The organism is Arthrobacter sp. S39 (genome assembly GCF_004320525.1).
GTDB lineage: Bacteria > Actinomycetota > Actinomycetes > Actinomycetales > Micrococcaceae > Arthrobacter.
In genome coordinates this window covers 74828-94189 of the sequence record NZ_SIHX01000013.1, presented here as the reverse complement: position 1 = coordinate 94189, position 19362 = coordinate 74828, and the positions used below count along the sequence as shown (strand labels likewise).

Annotated in this window: 19 protein-coding genes and 1 rRNA gene; 15 read left to right on the top strand and 5 right to left on the bottom strand. The window is 66.8% G+C overall.

The genetic code is table 11. The annotated features are described in order from the left end of the window. Nucleotides 1–2 precede the first annotated feature (2 nt). The 7 genes from rrf to recN all read left to right on the top strand — a co-directional run bounded on the left by rrf (nucleotide 3) and on the right by recN (nucleotide 7258). Nucleotides 3–119, top strand: a 5S ribosomal RNA gene (rrf, locus tag EYS21_RS20220). 490 nt (nucleotides 120–609) lie between these two features. After that, nucleotides 610–2424, top strand: a complete 1815-nt coding sequence (locus EYS21_RS23805; protein ID WP_131135031.1) for a hypothetical protein — start codon at nucleotides 610–612, stop codon at nucleotides 2422–2424. A 7-nt stretch (nucleotides 2425–2431) separates the two neighbouring features. Then, nucleotides 2432–3421: an HAD-IIA family hydrolase gene (locus EYS21_RS20210; RefSeq protein ID WP_131135030.1), complete on the top strand. Its 990-nt coding sequence runs from the start codon at nucleotides 2432–2434 to the stop codon at nucleotides 3419–3421. Between the two features lie 9 nt (nucleotides 3422–3430). Further along, nucleotides 3431–3661 carry a hypothetical protein gene (locus EYS21_RS20205; protein ID WP_131135029.1) on the top strand — a complete coding sequence of 77 codons (231 nt, stop codon included), beginning with the start codon at nucleotides 3431–3433 and terminating at the stop codon, nucleotides 3659–3661. A 2-nt stretch (nucleotides 3662–3663) separates the two neighbouring features. Then, a complete protein-coding gene (locus tag EYS21_RS20200) occupies nucleotides 3664–4476 on the top strand; it encodes a TlyA family RNA methyltransferase (RefSeq protein ID WP_131135028.1) in 813 nt (270 codons plus the stop codon). A gap of 13 nt (nucleotides 4477–4489) precedes the next feature. Beyond that, nucleotides 4490–5515, top strand: coding sequence for an NAD kinase (locus EYS21_RS20195; protein ID WP_131135027.1), 1026 nt, complete (start codon nucleotides 4490–4492; stop codon nucleotides 5513–5515). 3 nt (nucleotides 5516–5518) lie between these two features. Further along, a complete protein-coding gene (gene recN, locus EYS21_RS20190) occupies nucleotides 5519–7258 on the top strand; it encodes a DNA repair protein RecN (protein WP_131135026.1) in 1740 nt (579 codons plus the stop codon). 23 nt (nucleotides 7259–7281) lie between these two features. On the opposite strand, the gene EYS21_RS20185 is transcribed toward recN, so the two are convergent. Then, nucleotides 7282–7797 (bottom strand): DUF2867 domain-containing protein, encoded by a 516-nt coding sequence (locus tag EYS21_RS20185; protein ID WP_131135025.1) that lies wholly within the window; start codon nucleotides 7795–7797, stop codon nucleotides 7282–7284. Nucleotides 7798–7882: 85 nt separating this feature from the next. On the opposite strand from EYS21_RS20185, the gene EYS21_RS20180 reads away from it, so the two are divergent. The 8 genes from EYS21_RS20180 (at nucleotide 7883) to EYS21_RS20145 (ending at nucleotide 14888) form a co-directional block, all read left to right on the top strand. Then, complete coding sequence (locus tag EYS21_RS20180) at nucleotides 7883–9697, top strand: CTP synthase (protein ID WP_131135024.1); 1815 nt, start codon at nucleotides 7883–7885, stop codon at nucleotides 9695–9697. A 25-nt stretch (nucleotides 9698–9722) separates the two neighbouring features. Further along, complete coding sequence (locus EYS21_RS20175) at nucleotides 9723–10385, top strand: NUDIX hydrolase (RefSeq protein WP_131135023.1); 663 nt, start codon at nucleotides 9723–9725, stop codon at nucleotides 10383–10385. Next, entirely contained in the window at nucleotides 10385–11392 is a 1008-nt protein-coding gene (gene xerD, locus EYS21_RS20170; RefSeq protein ID WP_131135022.1) for a site-specific tyrosine recombinase XerD, read from the top strand. The genes EYS21_RS20175 and xerD overlap by 1 nt, the downstream gene beginning before the upstream one ends. Before the next feature lie 122 nt (nucleotides 11393–11514). Beyond that, the gene (locus EYS21_RS20165; RefSeq protein WP_131135021.1) at nucleotides 11515–12018 is read left to right on the top strand and encodes a sigma-70 family RNA polymerase sigma factor; all 504 of its coding nucleotides are present in this window, start codon (nucleotides 11515–11517) and stop codon (nucleotides 12016–12018) included. Between the two features lie 2 nt (nucleotides 12019–12020). Continuing rightward, nucleotides 12021–12782 carry a hypothetical protein gene (locus tag EYS21_RS20160; protein WP_131135020.1) on the top strand — a complete coding sequence of 254 codons (762 nt, stop codon included), beginning with the start codon at nucleotides 12021–12023 and terminating at the stop codon, nucleotides 12780–12782. Nucleotides 12783–12829: 47 nt separating this feature from the next. Next, nucleotides 12830–13315, top strand: a complete 486-nt coding sequence (locus tag EYS21_RS20155; RefSeq protein WP_131135019.1) for an 8-oxo-dGTP diphosphatase — start codon at nucleotides 12830–12832, stop codon at nucleotides 13313–13315. A gap of 95 nt (nucleotides 13316–13410) precedes the next feature. Then, nucleotides 13411–13920, top strand: a complete 510-nt coding sequence (locus tag EYS21_RS20150; protein WP_131135018.1) for a sigma-70 family RNA polymerase sigma factor — start codon at nucleotides 13411–13413, stop codon at nucleotides 13918–13920. Between the two features lie 2 nt (nucleotides 13921–13922). After that, nucleotides 13923–14888, top strand: a complete 966-nt coding sequence (locus tag EYS21_RS20145; protein WP_131135017.1) for a hypothetical protein — start codon at nucleotides 13923–13925, stop codon at nucleotides 14886–14888. 89 nt (nucleotides 14889–14977) lie between these two features. On the opposite strand, the gene EYS21_RS20140 is transcribed toward EYS21_RS20145, so the two are convergent. The 4 genes from EYS21_RS20140 to EYS21_RS20125 all read right to left on the bottom strand — a co-directional run bounded on the left by EYS21_RS20140 (nucleotide 14978) and on the right by EYS21_RS20125 (nucleotide 19288). Further along, nucleotides 14978–16117, bottom strand: coding sequence for a bifunctional 2-methylcitrate synthase/citrate synthase (locus EYS21_RS20140; protein ID WP_131135016.1), 1140 nt, complete (start codon nucleotides 16115–16117; stop codon nucleotides 14978–14980). A gap of 66 nt (nucleotides 16118–16183) precedes the next feature. Then, nucleotides 16184–17089 (bottom strand): methylisocitrate lyase, encoded by a 906-nt coding sequence (gene prpB / locus EYS21_RS20135; RefSeq protein ID WP_131135015.1) that lies wholly within the window; start codon nucleotides 17087–17089, stop codon nucleotides 16184–16186. Further along, nucleotides 17090–18610, bottom strand: a complete 1521-nt coding sequence (locus EYS21_RS20130) for an MmgE/PrpD family protein (protein ID WP_131135014.1) — start codon at nucleotides 18608–18610, stop codon at nucleotides 17090–17092. It lies immediately after the preceding gene. Nucleotides 18611–18619: 9 nt separating this feature from the next. Further along, a complete protein-coding gene (locus tag EYS21_RS20125) occupies nucleotides 18620–19288 on the bottom strand; it encodes a GntR family transcriptional regulator (protein WP_131135013.1) in 669 nt (222 codons plus the stop codon). Between the last annotated feature and the right edge of the window lie 74 nt (nucleotides 19289–19362).

Sequence of the window (19362 nt, the reverse complement as noted above, 5' to 3'; positions counted from 1 at the left end):
GTTACGGCGGTCATAGCGTGGGGGAAACGCCCGGTCCCATTCCGAACCCGGAAGCTAAGACCCACAGCGCCGATGGTACTGCACCCGGGAGGGTGTGGGAGAGTAGGTCACCGCCGGAACATCATTAGGTCGAGAGCCCCCCAACACACACGTGTTGGGGGGCTCTCCCATTTAAACCCCAAACACCACCCCACCCAGGACCCTCTTCCACTTCCCGCAGGTTATGGGCCGATCCTCTCTCACCACCAGTGGTGTTTCGACGGATTCTCTCTCACCACCCGCAACAAGCCCGCCCCGCCGGCACCCGGCACCCGGGCCCGCCACCCGCCGTCGCACACCCCAACAGCGAGAGCGTCAGTGAAAACCCGCATCAACTGCGAGAGGGTTGCCGAAAAACCCGCAACAACTGCGAGAGCGTCCTGGGTGTGAAGATTCCCACGACTGACTGCCAGGGGAGCTTTCTGTCATCGTTGGTTTGGCGACTCGCCTAGAATTGATTGAGATGTACGGACTTCGAAGCGCTTGATTTCGGGTTGCGTAGGAAAACGAAACACGGATAGAGCGGCTGCGATTGCGCCAGTGGTCGGCTCGCAACAGGAGGAATCCCACATGGCTGAGCATAACGGCGGCAACCGCGGCGGCAAGGACCGCGGTCCCTTCCGCGGACCGAACAACTCCGGCGGAGATCCCCGCGGTTTCCGCTCCCGCGAAAACCGGGAAGGCAGCGACGGCCCTCGCCGCGCGCCTGGCTCCGGGGAGAACAAGCCCTATGGCGATCGTCCGCGCCGTGAGGGTGACGGCGAGCGTCGCGGTTTCGGCGCCGGTGACCGCAAGCCGCCGTTCAGTGGTGGGGAGCGTAAGCCCTTTGGTGACCGTGACCGCAAGCCCTATGGTGACCGGGAAAACAAGCCCTATGGTGACCGGCCGCGCCGTGAAGGTGACGGAGAGCGTCGCAGCTTTGGCGGGGGAGACCGTAAGCCGCCGTTCAGTGGTGGGGAGCGTAAGCCCTTTGGTGACCGTGACCGCAAGCCCTATGGTGACCGGGAAAACAAGCCCTATGGAGATCGCCCGCGCCGTGAAGGTGACGGAGAGCGTCGCAGCTTTGGCGGGGGAGACCGTAAGCCGCCGTTCGCTGGTGGGGAGCGTAAGCCCTTCGGCGACCGTGACCGCAAGCCCTATGGTGACCGGGAAAACAAGCCCTATGGTGACCGTCCGCGCCGTGAAGGTGACGGCGAACGCCGCAGCTTCGGCGACCGCGACAACCGGAAGCCGTTCGGCGACCGCCAGGAGCGGGCACCCCGCAGCTTCGACCGGGGCGAGTCCGGACCGCGCCAGTTCGGCCGGGACCGGGCAGAGGACCGCCCTGTGCGGGTTCCTAACGCCCGCGACCTGCGCAGCGCCAACCGCCCGGACCGCGAGCGGTCCCCTGAAATCGACGAAGATGTCACAGGCAAAGAGCTGGACCGTGCCACCCAGCACCAGATCAAGACTCTCGAACCGAAGAGCGCCGAATGGGTTGCCCGCCACCTGGTGATGGCCGGACGGCTTATTGATGACGAGCCGGAACTGGCCTTCCAGCACGCCCTGGCAGCCAGCCGCCGTGGCGGCCGGCTCGCCGCCGTCCGTGAAGCCGTAGGCCTGACCGCCTACGCCGCGGGCCACTACGGCGAAGCGCTGCGCGAGTTCCGCACCTACCGCCGGATCAGCGGCTCCAACGTCCACCTTCCCGTCATGGCCGACTGCGAACGCGGACTGGGCCGCCCGGACCGTGCCCTCGACGTGGTCCGCTCGGAGGAAGCCAAGGACCTCGACGCCCCGGGCAAGGCTGAGCTGGCCATCGTCGCCGCGGGAGCCCGGACGGACCTCGGCCAGCTTGACGCCGCCGTCGCCGAACTCGAGATTCCGCAGCTGGACATCAACCGGGCGTTCTCGTACAGCCCACGCCTTTTCCGTGCGTATGCCGATGCTTTGACTGCGGTCGGCCGGGAGCAGGAGGCTGCGAAATGGCAGAAGCAGGCCGTCGTGGCTGAAAACGCCCTCGGTCTCGGCGTGGACGAGGAGCCGGACATCGTGGACCTCGGCTGGGACGAGGAAGAGGAAGCCCGCGAGGAGGCAGAACGCCGCCGCCTCATGGAGCGCGCAGCCCGCGGACCGGAAACGGACGCTCCGCCGGCAGCCGCCGCGGCCGCTGAAGCTAGCACCGTGCCCGTGCGCGATGCCGTGGACTCCTCCGTGGACGACGCCGAATCGGACTACTTCGAGTCTGACGATTCCGAGTCCGATGAGGACTCCGTCGAACAGGACGAACTGGAACACTCTGACGAGGCCACTGACGAGGCCAGGTACGAGGCAACTATCGCGGAAGCCGACGGCCCGGAGAGCGGAGACGCCGAGGCAGGGCACGCAGAACGCCGGGAAGACTGATCCGACGATGACTGCTGTTCCCCTCATTTCGCTGTTTGACGCCCTGCTCGCCGACCTTGACGGCGTGGTCTACGCCGGTCCGCACGCCATCCCTGGCGCCGTGGAGTCGCTGCAGCAACTGGCCGGACTGGGAATCGGCCTCGGGTATGTCACCAACAATGCCTCCCGTACACCGGCGCAGGTTGCCGAGCACCTCCGGGAGCTCGGTGCCCCCGCCGAGGACCAGCAGGTGGTCAGTTCCTCGCAGGCCGCCGCTGAACTCCTGGCGTCGCTGCTGGCACCCGGTGCCCGGGTCCTGATCACCGGCAGCCCGGCACTGGCGCAGGAGATTGAGCTCGTGGGCCTGACTCCCGTCAGCAGCCAGGACGATGACCCCGTGGCCGTGGTCCAGGGCTTCAACCCTGCGATCGGCTGGAAGGACCTGGCCGAAGCTGCCTACGTGGTCGCTGCCGGAGCCCTGTGGGTGGCCACAAACACTGACATGTCCATTCCCCAGGCACGCGGCATCGCCCCGGGCAACGGCACCCTGGTGGCGGCTGTTGCAGCTGCCACGGGCCAGACGCCGCGCGTCGCGGGCAAGCCGGAGGCGCCGCTTTTCCACGCTGCGGCGAAGCGGCTTGCCGCTGACCGCCCGCTGGTGGTGGGAGACCGTCTGGACACCGACATCCTCGGCGGCAACAACGCAGGCTTTGCCACCGTGGCCGTCCTGACCGGCGTCGACACCAGGGAAACCATCCTGGCTGCACGCACGGCCGAACGCCCGGACTACGTCATCAACTCACTGACGGACCTTTATGTGCCGTACCCGGCCGTCGAGCACACTGACGGAACATACCGCTGCGGAACGTCCACCGCCCGGGTCAGCGGCGACACCGTCCACGTCCATGGCAGTGACGGCGACCTCGACTCCTGGCGCGCGGCCTGTGCCGCCTGGTGGGCTGCGGTCCCCGAGGCCGCCACAGCCAGTGCGCCCAAACTCGAGTGGCTCAGTCATTAGACTGGTCAAATGACTGAGCTGAACGAAGCGCACCACCCGATTGCAGCCCAGCCCACCCCGGAGTGGCCGGACACCGCAGACGCGGAAGTGGGGGACCCGTCCGTCCACGCCGCCCTGGCCGGACTGGATGGTCTCCACGCCACGCCGGTGGCAGACCATGAGGCCATCTACGCCGAACTCCATGACGCCCTGCTCGAATCCCTGAACGAAGAGCCTGCGGCCGGAAACGGCGGGGCGTGAGCATGGCGAGACTCGACCAGGCACTGGTTGCGCGCGGCCTGGCACGGTCACGCACGCACGCCGCGGCCCTGATTTCCGAAGGCAGGGTGACCTCGGCCGGCCAGGTGCTGTCCAAAGCCTCGCTGCAGGTGGACGACGGCAAGGACCTGGCTGTCGAACACAGCGAAGAGGACAGCTACGTCAGCCGGGCCGGCCACAAACTTGCCGGCGCGCTGGACGCTTTTCCCGCCATCACTGTCGCGGGCAAAAGGTGCCTGGACGCCGGTGCCTCCACCGGCGGCTTCACCGATGTTCTCCTGAGGCGCGGTGCGGCACACGTGGTGGCTGTCGACGTCGGGCACGGCCAGCTGGTGCCGCAGCTCCGGAACGATCCCCGGGTGGAGGTGCACGAGGGCCTCAACGTCCGGTACATGTCAGCCGATGACATCGGCGGCACCGTGTCACTGACGGTCGCGGACCTGTCCTTCATTTCACTGACGATGGTGGTCCTGCCGCTGGCCCTGAGCACGGAACCGGGCGGTGACCTGGTGCTGATGGTGAAGCCCCAGTTTGAGATCGGCAAGGACCGCCTCGGCCGCACCGGAGTGGTGAATTCCGAGCGCGAACGCCGGATGGCGGTGGAAAAAGTCGCCAATGCTTCGCTCGACGCCGGCGTGGACCTGTGCGGCCTCGCGGCGAGTCCGTTGCCGGGCCAGGACGGAAACGTCGAATACTTCCTGTGGATAAAGCGCAGGATGACCCAAGACTTGCCTAAGATCGAAGAGCGCGATTCAGCCATTGCTGGGTTGCTTGGACGTCTTTGGCCGAACCACTAGAGGGCGGAACCTGATGAGCAGGCGCGTATTGGTCCTTGCCCACACCGGCCGCGAGGAATCACTGAAGGCCGCCTGGGAAGCCTGCGCCCAGCTGCACGCCTCGGGCATCGTCCCGGTGATGCAGGAATCCGAGCTGGGCGACATGGAGCGCTTCTTCGGGCACCTGACCCAGCCAGTGGAGGTCCTGCACGACCACGTGCAGCTCCCCGATGTTGAGCTGGTCATGGTGCTCGGCGGCGACGGGACAATCCTGCGCGCAGCCGAGCTGGTGCGGGAAGTGGACGTCCCCCTGCTCGGCGTCAACCTCGGCCACGTGGGCTTCCTCGCCGAGAGCGAGCGGGCCGACCTCGCCCAGACGGTGGAGTGGATTGCCCGCCGCGACTACACGGTGGAAGAACGCATGACCATCGACGTGCAGGTGTGGGTACGCGGCCAGAAAATCTGGCACACCTGGGCCCTGAACGAGGCTGCCATCGAAAAGGGCAACCGGGAACGGATGCTCGAGGTGGTCACCGAAGTCGACGAGCGTCCGCTGACCACTTTCGGCTGCGACGGCGTGGTGCTGGCCACCCCCACCGGGTCCACGGCGTATGCCTTCTCGGCCGGCGGGCCCGTTGTCTGGCCGGAGGTCGAAGCCCTCCTGATCGTCCCCATCAGCGCCCACGCCCTCTTTGCCAAGCCCCTGGTGGTCTCGCCAAGGTCGCGGCTGGCGGTGGAGGTCCTGAACCGCACCGACGCCATGGGCGTGCTCTGGTGCGATGGCCGCCGCTCCGTGGACCTGCCGCCGGGCGCGCGCGTGGAAGTGACCAAATCCGCCACGCCGGTCCGCCTCGCCAGGACTCACCAGACACCCTTTTCCGGACGGCTGGTCCGGAAATTCGAGCTCCCCATCCACGGCTGGAGGGGTCCCGTTCCGCAGGCGGAAGCCATCCACACCGGCCCGATCCCGATTGTCCGGACGCCCCGGCCGATGGCGCCGCTGCAGGTCACGCACGCAGACCACCCTGAAGATGAAACCGATCCGTCAACAGCAAAGTGAATCATGCTTGAAGAACTGAGAATCCGCGATCTGGGCGTCATCACCGACGCCACACTGCCGCTGGGCCCCGGGCTGAGCGTGGTAACCGGCGAGACCGGCGCAGGAAAGACCATGGTGGTCACCGCCGTCGGGCTCCTGCTGGGTGCCAGGTCCGACGCCGGTGCCGTCCGCAGCGGCGCGAAGAGCGCCTCCGCGGAGGCGGTGCTCAGGCTCGACGCCGGACACGCTGCCATCGCACGCGCCCTGGAGGCCGGTGCCGAGGTGGAGGAGTTCGACGGCGGCGCTGAACTGATCCTTGCCCGCCGCCTGGGTGCGGACGGACGCAGCCGCGCCTACCTTGGCGGGCGTGCCGCCCCCGTGGGGGTCCTCGCGGAGATCGGTGAAAGCCTGGTGGTGGTCCATGGCCAGTCGGACCAGATCAGGCTGAAGGGGGCACTCGCCCAGCGCGGTGCCCTGGACAAGTTTGCCGGTGACGCCCTGGCTGGTCCGCTGGGCACCTACCAGGCCCTGTACAGCCACTGGAAGGCCAGCCAGTCTGAGCTGGAGACATTGACCGGCGCGGCCCGGGACAGGCTGCGGGAAGCGGAGTCGCTTCAGATCGCGCTGGCTGAAATCGATGAGGTGGATCCGCAGCCGGGGGAGGACGAGTCCCTCAAGGCGGAGGCCGTGAAACTGGCCAACGTCGAAGAGCTCAGGATTGCCGCCAACACCGCGCACCAGGCCCTCATCGCCGAGGACTACGGTGACGAGGGCGACGCCACAACCCTGGTGGACGCGGCGAAGCGGACCCTGGAACATGTTGCCGAGCACGACGCCGAGCTCGGCGCGGCAGCTGCCCGCCTGGCTGAGGTGGGCTTCCTGCTGAACGACATCGCCACGGAACTGGCCAGCTACCAGGCAGGCCTGGATTCTGAGGGCCCGGAGCGGCTCGCGGAAATCGAGGACCGGCGGGCCGGGCTGGCCAAGCTGGTCCGCAAGTATGCCCCCAGCATCGATGAGGTCCTGGTGTGGACGGAGAACGCGCGCGTACGGTTCGACGAACTGCAGGACGATTCCACCCGGATCGAGGCGCTGGGCGCGGAAGTGGCCCGGACCGAAGCCGAGCTGACGAAGCAGGCCGCCGCCATCAGCAAGGTCCGGAGCAAGGCCGCCAAGGACCTTTCGGCACGCGTCAGTGCCGAACTGAAGGCGCTGGCCATGGCCGACGCGACCCTGGTGATCACCATCGAGCCCGCCGCCCAGCTCATGCCCTACGGCGCCGACGAGATCTCGTTCCTGCTCCAGCCCCACTCCGGCGCGCCGGCCCGTCCGCTGGGCAAGGGCGCCTCAGGCGGTGAACTGTCCCGCGTGATGCTGGCCATCGAAGTGGTCCTCGCCGCCGTTGATCCGGTGCCCACGTTTGTGTTCGACGAAGTGGACGCCGGCGTGGGTGGCCGGGCCGCCGTCGAGATCGGCCGCCGGCTGGCCATGCTGGCCCAGCACGTGCAGGTCCTGGTGGTCACCCACCTGCCCCAGGTCGCCGCGTTCGCGGACCAGCACATCACCGTTACCAAGACATCGGTCAGGGGAGCCGACGGCGGCACCGCCACCGGGTTCACCTCCAGCGACGTGCGGCTGCTCAACGGCCCCGAACGGGTCAAGGAGCTCGCCCGGATGCTGGCCGGCCAGGAGGATTCCGAATCGGCGCAGGCCCACGCCCAGGAGCTGCTCGACGACGCCAAGCTGCTGCCGCAGCGGGCGTAACAGCGCAGCGGGCCTGACGGCCGTTAGGGCAGGACCGCCAGGCGGCGGATGGTGCGGGCCATCATGGCGTGGACCACCAGCGGATGCAGCAGCCGCACGGGAGCGAAGTACAGCCGCCCCCGCCAGCCCTTCAGGCGCACGGCCGTGGTGACACGCAACAGCCGGGCGCCGGCGTCGAAAGCGACTCCGCAGCGGAAGTCCAGGTGCGTGTCGTCCGCGCTGATCAGCGCTTCCTCGCCCCGGACCTCTGCGACGGCAAATACCCCGGCCGGCGCCCTGCTGATGCCCACCAGTCCAACCAATGCCTGCCGCAGGCCCATCAGCGCCGCCACCCAGCCGGGCACGGACTTCAGCGAGAACAGCTCCTCCGCCCAGACCCGCGGCTCCGCCGAAGCGCCCTGGGGGACTGGGAGGACAATCACATCGGCGTAGTCCGGCGCCGGGATGGACTCCAGCGCCAGCGACCGGAAGACCGGCAAATTCCCGGCACCCGCCCCGCCGGCAGTGCCTGATAGTGCGTTTTCAGGGTCCGGATCCATGGTCACCCCTTGATCGTAAGGCTGCCCGCACTGCACACTGGAGCATTTGGGGAACAGTTTCGGCGATCCTTGGAAGGCTCATTTGATGATAGGCTCGAATTCCGTGGTGCAGCGATCAAATTCCCGTGTAAATTCCCGGTTCCCGGGCTCGTCCAAGACGACCAAACACATCTTCGTAACCGGTGGTGTGGCGTCCTCGCTCGGTAAGGGGCTGACGGCTTCAAGCCTCGGCCACCTCCTGCGGGCACGCGGCCTGTCTGTAACTATGCAGAAGCTCGATCCCTACCTGAACGTGGATCCGGGCACGATGAACCCCTTCCAGCACGGCGAAGTCTTCGTGACTGACGACGGCGCCGAGACGGACCTCGACATCGGACACTACGAGCGCTTCCTGGACGAAAACCTTGAAGGCTCGGCGAACGTGACCACCGGCCAGGTGTACTCCACCGTGATCGCCAAGGAACGCCGCGGCGAATACCTCGGCGACACCGTCCAGGTCATCCCGCACATCACGGATGAGATCAAGCGCCGGATGCGGCTGCCCGCCGAAGGCAAGAACGCCCCGGACGTCATCATCACCGAGATCGGCGGCACCGTCGGCGACATCGAGTCCCAGCCGTTCCTGGAGTCAGCCCGCCAGGTCCGCCAGGACATCGGCCGCGGCAACGTCTTCTTCCTGCACGTCTCCCTGGTCCCGTACATCGGCCCGTCCCAGGAACTGAAGACCAAGCCGACGCAGCACTCGGTGGCAGCCTTGCGCTCCATCGGCATCCAGCCGGAAGCCATCGTGATCCGCTCGGACCGCGAAGTGCCCGACGCCATGCGGGAGAAGATCGGCCGCATGTGCGACGTCGACATCGACGCCGTGGTGAACGCCGCCGACGCACCCAGCATCTACGACATCCCCAAGACCCTGCACTCCCAGGGCCTGGACTCCTACATCGTCCGTGCCCTGGACCTGCCGTTCAAGGACGTCGACTGGACCAGCTGGGACAAGCTGCTCGAAGCCGTCCACAACCCCAAGCACGAGGTTGAGATCGCGCTGGTGGGCAAATACATCGACCTCCCGGACGCCTACCTGTCCGTCACGGAGGCCCTGCGCGCCGGCGGTTTCGCCAACGACACGAAGGTCAAGATCCGCTGGGTGCCGTCGGACGAATGCGAAACCCACGAGGGTGCCGTTGCTTCCCTCGACGGCGTGGACGCCATCTGCGTGCCCGGCGGCTTCGGCATCCGTGGCCTCGAAGGTAAGCTCGGGGCGCTCAAGTACGCCCGGGAAACCAAACTGCCGGTCCTGGGCCTTTGCCTCGGCCTGCAGTGCATGGTGATCGAATACGCCCGGAACGTGGTGGGACTGGAAGGCGCGTCCTCGTCCGAGTTCGAGCCCGATTCCAAGTACCCGGTCATTGCCACCATGGAAGAGCAGCTGGACATCGTCGAAGGCAAGGGCGACCTCGGTGGCACCATGCGCCTGGGCCTGTACGAAGCCAAGCTCGACGCCGGCTCCGTCATCGCCGAGACCTACGGCAAGACCACCGTCAGCGAACGGCACCGCCACCGCTACGAGGTCAACAACAAGTACCGCGGACAGATCGCCGAGAAGGGCCTGGTGTTCTCCGGAACGTCACCGGACGGCAAGCTCGTGGAATACGTTGAACTGCCGCGCGAGGTGCACCCGTACTACGTGGCAACGCAGGCACACCCCGAGCTCAGCTCCCGGCCCACCCGGCCGCACCCGCTGTTCGCCGGACTGGTCAAGGCCGCCCTGGACCACCAGGCCGGCAACGACCTGCGGGATGCCGGACTGCCCGGCGCCGCAGCCCCGGAGGCCCCCGAGGCTTCGGACACCGATACCGGTGCGCCGGCGGCCAAGCAGGCACGCACGGTCGCCGCAAAGTAAAACCGAATACGTAAAGGACGGCGCGATGCCCGGTACACCTGAAACCCCCCATGCTGCACGGAAGGTTTCGGATGCACCGAGCCCGCGCCGTCTTTTGTCCACCGAGAAGGTCTACGAAGGCCGGATCTGGGACGTGGTCAGCGACAGTTTCCAGCTGAGCGACTCCGGCGACGCCCTCACCCGCGACTACATCGACCACCCCGGCGCAGTCGCGGTGCTGCCCATGAACGAGGCGGGCGAAATCCTGCTCCTGAAGCAGTACCGGCACCCCGTCGGCATGGACCTTTGGGAGATCCCGGCCGGCCTGCTGGACGTGGAGGGGGAAGAGTTCGTCACCGGCGCCGCCCGCGAGCTCGCCGAAGAAGCGGATCTCGCCGCCGGCACATGGAACGTCCTGGCCGATTTCTTTAATTCGCCCGGCTCCTCCAGCGAGGCCATCAGGATCTACCTTGCCCGCGACCTCACCGAGGTGCCCCACCATGAGCGCCACGAGCGGACGGACGAGGAAGCGGAGATTGAGTTCCACTGGATAGCCCTCGACGACGCCGTGGCCGCAGTCCTGGAAGGGAAGCTGCATAACCCGTCCGCCGTCGTCGGGATCCTTGCCGCCGCCGCAGCACGCGCTGACGGCTTTGCGGGCCTCCGCCCCGCCGACGCCCCCTGGCCCGCCCACCCCAGCCAGCGCTGATGACGGCGGATACCGCGGCAGAAGCCCCCGCAGCGCCGGTCCCTGACGAACCGGCAAAGCCGGCCAGGCCCCGGACCGCGATCGACTACGCCATCACCGGGTACCTGCAGCACATGGGGGTGGAACGGGGCCTGGCGCTCAACACGCTCGCCGCCTACCGCCGCGACCTGACCCGCTACGCCAGCTACCTCGCCGCTGCCGGGTGCGAAAGCCCCCCGCAGGTCACCCGGCACCACGTCACCGGGTTCGTCCAGGCCCTGTCGGACGGTTCCGACGGCGGCACGGCCCTGGGCGTGAGGTCGGCGGCCCGGACCGTGGTGGCCGTCCGTGGACTGCACAAATTCTGGGCCCTCGAAGGGCTCACGACGACGGACCCCGCCGGCGACGTCCACCCGCCGATGCCGGGCAGGAGGCTGCCCAAGGCCATCAGCGTGGACGAGGTCACCCGGATCCTTGAAGCCGCCGGCGCCGACACCGCCACCGGGCTGAGGGACCGGGCCCTGCTCGAATTCCTTTATTCCACCGGGGCACGCATCAGCGAAGCAGTGGGCCTGGACGTAGACGACATCTCGCTGCACGAGGCGGAGTCCGGCCCCGCGATCGTGCGGCTGTTCGGCAAGGGCTCCAAGGAACGGCTGGTCCCGCTGGGCTCCTACGGTGCCCGGGCCCTGGACGCGTACCTGGTCCGTGGCCGGCCGCTGCTGGCCGGAAAGGGAAAGGGGACGCCGGGGCTGTTCCTCAATTCCCGGGGCGGACGAATCAGCCGCCAAAGCGCCTGGACCATCCTGAAAGCCGCCGCGGATAAGGCCAACATCACTAAGGACGTATCGCCGCACACGCTCCGGCACTCGTTCGCCACCCACCTCCTGGAAGGCGGCGCGGACGTCCGGGTGGTCCAGGAACTGCTGGGGCACGCGTCTGTGACCACCACACAGGTGTACACGCTGGTTACCGCCGATACCCTCCGCGAAATCTACGCTGCCGCCCACCCCCGGGCATTGGGCTGACAATCGGGTCCACCCCCGGTTTCGTGTCAGGCGAAAATATTTTTGCCTGGGTGTAAGAAACCCGGCATGACGGGACACTTATTGGTTAACAACCAAGGTCATCCGATGCCGGGGGGAACACTATGTTGGCAGCCAGTGAACATGACTTCATCGACCTGCACACTCAGCATTTCACGCGCGTCTACCACTACATCGCCTACCGCATCAATGACCTGCCACGCGCCGAGGAACTGGCAGCGGACGTCTTCAGGATCGCCTGGGAAAAGCAGCTGGCGGAACCGCCCGGCATAGGCTGGTTGCTCGCCACCGCCCGGAAGGTGCTCAGCAATGAGTACAAGGGACGCCGTCGCCGCCTCGAACTCATCGACCGCCTGGAGGACCAGGCCCGCCGCCAGGCTCCTGGCTTCAACGATGAACAGCAGGCCGCTGTGGCCGATGTCCTGTTGCGGCTCAAGGAGCGGGACCGGGAAGTTTTGATGCTCAGCTACTGGGACGATCTGACCACCGCCGAGCTGGCCCAGGCACTGGGCTGTTCCCCCTCGGCTGCCGCTGTCCGCCTGCACCGCGCTCGCCGTGCATTTGCCAGCGTGGCCCCCGCACAACTCATGACCGAACGGAAGGGCTAGCCATGGACCGGATCGAGCAGCTCATGAAGGACGCCAAGCCCCGGGTGGAGGAACCACGGTCCGCTGCGGCAGCCGCCGCTGCGCGCTCCATTGTGTATTCTGCGGACCCCAACGTTGTGCCCCTGTCAGGGCACGGGACCGCGCGCCGTACGGCGGTGCGGGCGGTGGGTGTCGCCCTTGCGGCAGCGGCAGTGGTTGGTGCCGTCGTTGTGGCCGGGGGAATGGTGGCACCGCAGCCGGAGCCGGCGCCTGCGGGCACCACCGAAGCCACAGCTGCCCCGAGCGGCACCATGACCGAACCCGCGCCCGCACCCTCGGAAAGCCAGTCCGCCACAACACCCGCAGTCCTGACCACCGGCGGCGTCCCCTGCACCGTGGCCAACATTGACCAGCTGATGAACACGCCGGCCCGCGCCATTGAGCCCATTGCTGGAGCGGAACAGCACTATTACACCGTGCTTGGCTGCGCCGATGGCTGGCTGGCTTACTCGATTTCCGACGACGGCGCCAGGGACCTTCAACTCGACGGCGGAAACGCCTGGTATCGCATCGCCAAGCTGCAGAACGGCCGATTCCTCTTTGACCTGCAGGCGCCGTGGTCCACCGTTTTCACCTGGAAATTCCAGGCCCTGAACAACGATGTCTCGCAGAACGGCCAACGAGTGACGGCGCAGGAAGCCATGGACCAGGAATTCGCACAGAAAGGCATCCCAGTTGAGCTCCGGCCGCGCCTTGTTGGAGAAGGGCCGGCCTTCGCCCCTTGAGCGAGGAACCCGCCGGGATCGCAGGCAGCCAAGCTAGGGTTGAGGGCATGACATTCACTCCGGTCACGCTGTGCTTCCTCACCCGGGATCTGGCTGGCATGCCCCAGGTCCTGTTGGGTATGAAGAAGACCGGCTTTGGGCGCGGAAAGATCGTTGGCCTGGGCGGCCACGTTGAACCCGGCGAGACCGACGCGGAGGCTGCATGCCGGGAAGTCCACGAGGAAGCCGGCGTTGTAGTCCGGCAGCAGGACCTCCGCGACGCCGGCGTGGTGGTCTTCGACTTTCCGGCCAGGCCCGAATGGAACATGACCACCCGGCTGTTTGTGGCGGACCGGTGGACCGGCGAACCGTCCGAAAGCGCGGAGATCCGGCCGGAATGGTTCGATGTCGGCGCCCTTCCCGTCGAGCGGATGTGGCAGGACGCCGCCCACTGGCTCCCGCTTGCATTGGACGGGTCCGTGCTCCACATCACCGTGGTCCTGAACGAGGACAACGAGACCGTCCGCGAAGTGCTGGACTACACCACCCGCTGAGGCGGGCACTGGTCAGGGGCGTGTAACCGTTCCGGTCCAGCCGGAAACTACACGGTTACAAGCAGGACCACGACCATACGACCTCAGGGGGGATCGTGCTTTCAGAGCGCGAGTTGGCGTTTATCGCCGTGTACAAGGACAGCTATCCAAGAATCCACAAGTATGTCCTGCGGCGGGTGGATGACGCCGAGCTGGCGCAGGAGCTCGCGGCCGACGTCTTCCGCGTCGCCTGGCAAAAGTGGGACGGCGCGGGCAGCACGGAAATTCCCTGGCTCTTTACAGTGGCCCGCAATCTCATCGGCAACGCCTACCGTGGCCGCGACCGGCAGAAGGCGCTGCACGACAAGCTCATGGTCTCCTCAGTGGAGGATTCCTGGGAAACAAGTGATGACGCTTCCGTGGAGGACGCCATGATGGCACTGCGGGAAAAAGACCGGGACATTCTGCAGTTGGCTTACTGGGATGAAATGACCATTGCTGAAATCTCGCAGGTACTCCAATGCACCCAATCTTCTGCCAAGGTGCGGCTGCACCGGGCAAGGGAGGCTTTCCGCAAACTTTTGCCGGCCCTTTCCGGCCCGTTCGAACAGAAAGTGGGTGCCTAGCCATGGATGCCATCAGGAATCACGTTGCGGGAGCTGACCCGATCGGCCCCAACCCCACCATTCCGGACGCCGAGGAGGCCCTGCACGCGATGTTTTCCCGCCCGGAGGTCTACGCTGACCGCGTGTCCGAGGACATTCCGACGCTCGCGGAGCGGAGGCAGCGCCGCGGCAGGACCATAGGGCTTCTGACGATGGCGGCAGCGGCCGTGACAGCCGGTGTTCTGGTCACCATCAACCTGGGGCCCTTGACGGCAGGACCGGCGCCGGCGAACACCTCCACTGCGACTCCGTCTGCTGCCGCAAGCACCAGTCCGACACCGGCTGCCACCCCAAGCCCAACACCGTCGGCCAGCCACGCCCCGACGTCCGGCGTCGCACTGCCCATCACTCCCTCCGCGCCCGCGGCGCCCGCTGCCGCAGCTTGGGAGCGGTATTCAAACCCGAGCGCCCGGCTTTCTTTCGATCTGCCGCCCGGCTGGACGGTGATTGAGAAGAAAGCGGACGGCGCAACACCGTCCGTTCAGCTCGACGTGGCCAATGAACAGGGAATCCGGATTGCCGGGCTGGAACATGCGAATTCAGGGGGGCTGGGTGGCGCCTGTGGTCCGGCGCCTGTCCCGCTGCTCACCCTCGATTCCGGGCCGGTGGATATTCCGTACCGCGCCTCCGCCCGCGCCGGCGCGCCGGAGTTCAGCTTCCGGGTGCTTGACGGGACGGGCAGTGGCCTGAAAGTCCGGGGTTCGTTGGGCCTGAGCCAGGCCGACCCGCAGCTGATCACGTCGTGCATGTACTACAACATGGTGTCCACGCCTGTTGCGACGCTCTCCTTTGCCACGCAATTCCAGGTCACTCTCAGTGACACCCAGGGTCTCGCCTTCGATTCGGTCGACGAAGCGAAGGCGTACATGGCCACCGGGGAGTACGCGCAGCTCAAGCGAATGTTCATGTCCTTGAGCTTGGTCCCCTAACAGCGGACGCGGGGAAGCACCCCGGATGACGGCGGCCCGGTCACCTTCCAGAGGTGACCGGGCCGCCGTCGTGCTGGCTGGAGTGGCTGTTACGGCAGGTGCCGTTCCTCCTCGCCGTTGTATTCACTCAGGGGACGGATGAGGGAGTTGGAGTCGAGCTGTTCCATGATGTGGGCGGTCCACCCGGTGATGCGGCTGGCAACGAACAGTGGCGTGAATGTGGCGGTGTCGAAGCCCATGAGGTGGTACGTGGGGCCGGTGGGGTAATCGAGGTTCGGCTTGATGCCCTTGGCCTCGTCCATCGCAGTCTCCAGCCCGTTGTAGAGGCCCAGGAGTTCGGGCCGTCCGTAGTGGGCGATCATCTTGTCCAGGGCGGCCTTCATGGTGGGCACCCGGGAGTCTCCGTGCTTGTAGACGCGGTGGCCGAAGCCCATGACCTTCTTTTTGTGGGCCAGGGCGTCCTCCATCCAGGTCTTGGCCCGGGCGGCGGCGTCCTCCAGTGATTCCTCGGGCCGGATGCCGATCTCGTCGAAGGTGTGCATGACGGCTTCGTTGGCGCCGCCGTGGAGCGCACCCTTGAGCGCCCCGATGGCTCCGGTTACTGCTGAATGCAGGTCCGAGAGCGTTGACGTGATCACCCGGGCCGTGAACGTGGACGCGTTGAAGGAGTGCTCGGCGTACAGGATCATGGACACGTTGAACGCGTCAACGACTTCGGGCACCTGTTCCTCGCCGAAAGTCATCCACAGGAAGTTGGCGGAGTAGTCCAGGTCGTCGCGTGGCTCTACCGGTTCCTGGCCGTGTCGGCGGCGCTGGTCGTAGGCCACCACCGCGGGCATGGCGGCGAAGAGGTCGATGGCCTTGTCCATGTTGGCCTGGCGCGAGGAGTCCTCGGCCAGTTCGTGGCGGGCACCCATGACCGATGCCGCCGTCCGGCAGACGTCCATCGGGTGCGCGCTGGTGGGCAGCGCGTCGATGACCTGTTTGACTACCGGATCCAGCGGCCGTCCGGCCCGTTCCCGCGCCGTGAAGGCGGCCAGTTCCTCGGCTGTTGGCAGTTCGCCGTTCCAGAGGAGGTAGGCCACCTCCTCGAAGCTGCAGCGGGCGGCGAGTTCCTGGACGGGGTAGCCCCGGTACAGCAGCGAGTTGGTATCTGGATTGACCTTGGACACCGCGGTGTAGTCCACCACGACGCCGGCGAGGCCCTTTTTGATCTCATTTTCAGCCATGCTGAAACTCCTTCGTTCCTTGTGCCTGTGGGCCGGCCGAAGCCGGAAGTCCTTTGATGGTTTGGGTCAGCGGGTACCTGGAACCTTGAAATTGAAGACTCCGGTGTCAAAGCGGTTGTAGGCTTCGTAATCCACGAGATCGTACAGCCGCGCACGGGTCAGCATGCTCTCTACCTGTGCCTCCTGGGTGCCGTCGGACCTGATCGATTCCAGCGTACGCTCCGCGGCGCCCATGGCACTACGGAGGAGGGTGACCGGATAGATGACCATGTTGACGCCGACGCCCTGGAGCTGGTCCACGGTGAACAGTTCGCTCTTCCCGAACTCGGTCATGTTGGCCAGGATGGGCACGTCCACTGCATCACGGATGGCCTGGAATTCCTCCAGCGTCGCCATGGCTTCGGGGAAGATCGCGTCCGCTCCGGCGTCCACGAGTGCCTTGGCCCGGTCCTGCGCGGCGGCCAGTCCGTCGGTGGCCCGGATGTCGGTGCGGGCCATGATGAGGAAGTTGGGGTCCCGGCGGGCGTCTGCGGCGGCGCGGATGCGTTTGGTGGCGGTGTCCAGGTCCACGACGTTTTTGCCGTCGAGGTGGCCGCAGCGTTTGGGGTTGAACTGGTCCTCGATGTGCAGTCCGGCCAGGCCCGCGTTTTCGATTTCCTGGACGGTGCGGGCCACGTTCATGGGCTCGCCGAAGCCGGTGTCCGCGTCCACGATGGCGGGCAGGTCGGTCATCCGGGCGATCTGCCCGGCCCGGGTGGCCACTTCGGTGAGGGTGGTCAGACCGATATCGGGAAGGCCGAGGTCGTTGGCGAGGACTGCGCCGGAGATGTAGACCCCGGCGAAGCCCTTTTCCTCGATCAGCCGGGCCGAGAGCGGATTGAACGCGCCCGGGAACTGGGCAATGGTGCCGGAGGCGAGGAGTTCGCGGAACCGGATCCGCTTCTGCTCGGGGGTGACTTTTGAGTACAGCATTTAGAACAGTCCCTTGGGGGCGGCGGCGAAGTCGATCACGCCGGGGGCGGCGGTGATGTTCAGCTGGTCCAGTTCCCCGGGACCGAGTTCGGGGAGGCGTTCGACGGCGGCGAGGAACCGTTCGATCTCGGCCTCCTCCACGAGCCCGGCGGCGAGGGTGCGGAACTTGTTGACGTACTGTGCCCGCGCGAACGGCCGGGCACCGAGCGGGTGCGCGTCAGCCACCGCGATCGAGTCCGTGATGACGGTGCCGTCGGTGAGGGTGATCTCCACGGACCCGCCGAAGGCCTTCTCCGCGATGTCCAGGGAGTGGTAGCGCCGGGTCCACTCCGGGTCTTCCTCGGTGGACACCTTGTGCCAGAGTTCCACGGTATCCGGCCGGGCCGCGCGTTCGGGCGAGTAGGAATCCACGTGGTGCCAGGACCCGTCCTGCAGGGCCACGGTGAAGATGTAGGGGATGGAGTGGTCCAGCGTCTCCCGGGACGCGGTGGGGGAGTACTTCTGCGGGTCGTTCGCGCCGGAACCGATCACGTAGTGCGTGTGGTGACTGGTCCTGATCAGCACGGAGGCCACATTCGCAGGGTCGGTGGCCTCAGGGTGCTCCCGGTGGAGCTTCCGGGCCAGGTCGATCCACGCCTGGGCCTGGTACTCGGCGGAGTGCTCCTTGGTGTAGGTGTCCAGGATGGCCCGCTTCGCCTCCCCGGGCAGCGGCAGGGGCACCATGTACGAGGCGTCGGGGCCATCCAGCATCCAGGCGATCACGCCGTCCTCACCCTCATAGATCGGCACGGGGGAGGTCTGCCCGCGCATCGCCCGGTCCGCGGCCTCGACGGCCATCTTCCCGGCGAACGCGGGGGCGTGGGCCTTCCAGGTGGAAATCTCACCCTTCCGGGACTGCCGGGTCGCGGTGGTGGTGTGCAGCGACTGGCCCACGGACTGGAAAATCGTCTCGACGTCGAGCCCGAGGAGGGTGCCGATGCCGGCGGCGGCGGAGGGGCCGAGGTGGGCAACGTGGTCGATCTTGTGCTTGTGCAGGCAGATGGCCTTGACCAGGTTCACCTGGATCTCATACCCGGTGGCGATGGCCCGGACCAGGTCCGCGCCGCTGGAGCCCACGTGCTGGGCCACCGCCAGGATCGGCGGGATGTTATCGCCCGGGTGCGAGTAGTCCGCAGCCAGGAACGTGTCGTGGTAGTCGAGCTCACGCACGGCAACTCCGTTGGCCCACGCCGCCCACTCCGGCGAAACCCGTTCGCCGATGCCGAAGACCTTCGCGCCTTTCCCGCCGGTGCTCGGGCCGTGGGTCAATGCCTGGGCCCGGGCGGCCACGATCGGGCCACGGTTCAGCGAAGCGATGGCCACCGAGGCGTTATCGATGACGCGGTTGATCACCATCTCCGTGACGTCGGCGGTGACCTCGACGGGGTCGGCGGCGACCACGGCGATCTTATGGGCCAACTGGTCCTCGCGGGCCAGGTTTTCCTCGCTCTTGTACACGCGGACGTGGTGTTCCTTAACCATGGGTGCTCCTTAGGAATGCGGTGTGTGGGTGGCTTTGATATGCGAAAGGCTTCGGTGCAGATGGACCGTGGTGGCCGCGTGGGCCAGGCGGGGATTGCGGGCGGCGATCGCCTCGGCAATCGCGGCATGCTCGGCGGCGGCGGCACAGAGCCGCGCCGCGTCGTCGGCGGCGAGCCTGCGTACCCGCACCAGGTGGACCCTGAGGGCACCCATGGCCTGGGCCAGGTAGGTGTTTGATACGGCGGTGTCGATGGCCGCATCGAGCCGTGCCACCAGGGCGTAGTAGTCGTGGCGCGCCGGGTCTTCGCCGCTGATCAGGGCCGGTGCCGCCAGCAGTTCCCGGTGCAGGCGCGCGAAATCGTCCGGATCGCCACGTTCGGCAGCCAGTTCCGCGGCCCTGCCTTCGAGGGTTTCGCGCAATTCGAAGAGTTCGTCGATGTCCTCCAGCGAGATGCCGGTGACGACGACGCCGCGGCCGCCTGCCGCCGTCGTCAGCCCTTCTGCCGTCAGGCGCCCCAGCGCCTCCCGGAGGGGGGTGCGGGAGACGCCCAGGCGTTCGGACTGTTCCACCTCGGCGAGCAGGGTTCCGGGGAGAAGGCGCCACTCGACGATGTCGTCACGGAGCGCCGCGTAGGCGCGGTCGCTGGCGCGGACGTTTTGACCCTTCGTTGGCTGCATCACCCCAGTGTATACACAAAACCATGTTTATGGGCTTGATTCGCGGAAAGTTCCCGAAAAAATGCGTTCCGTGT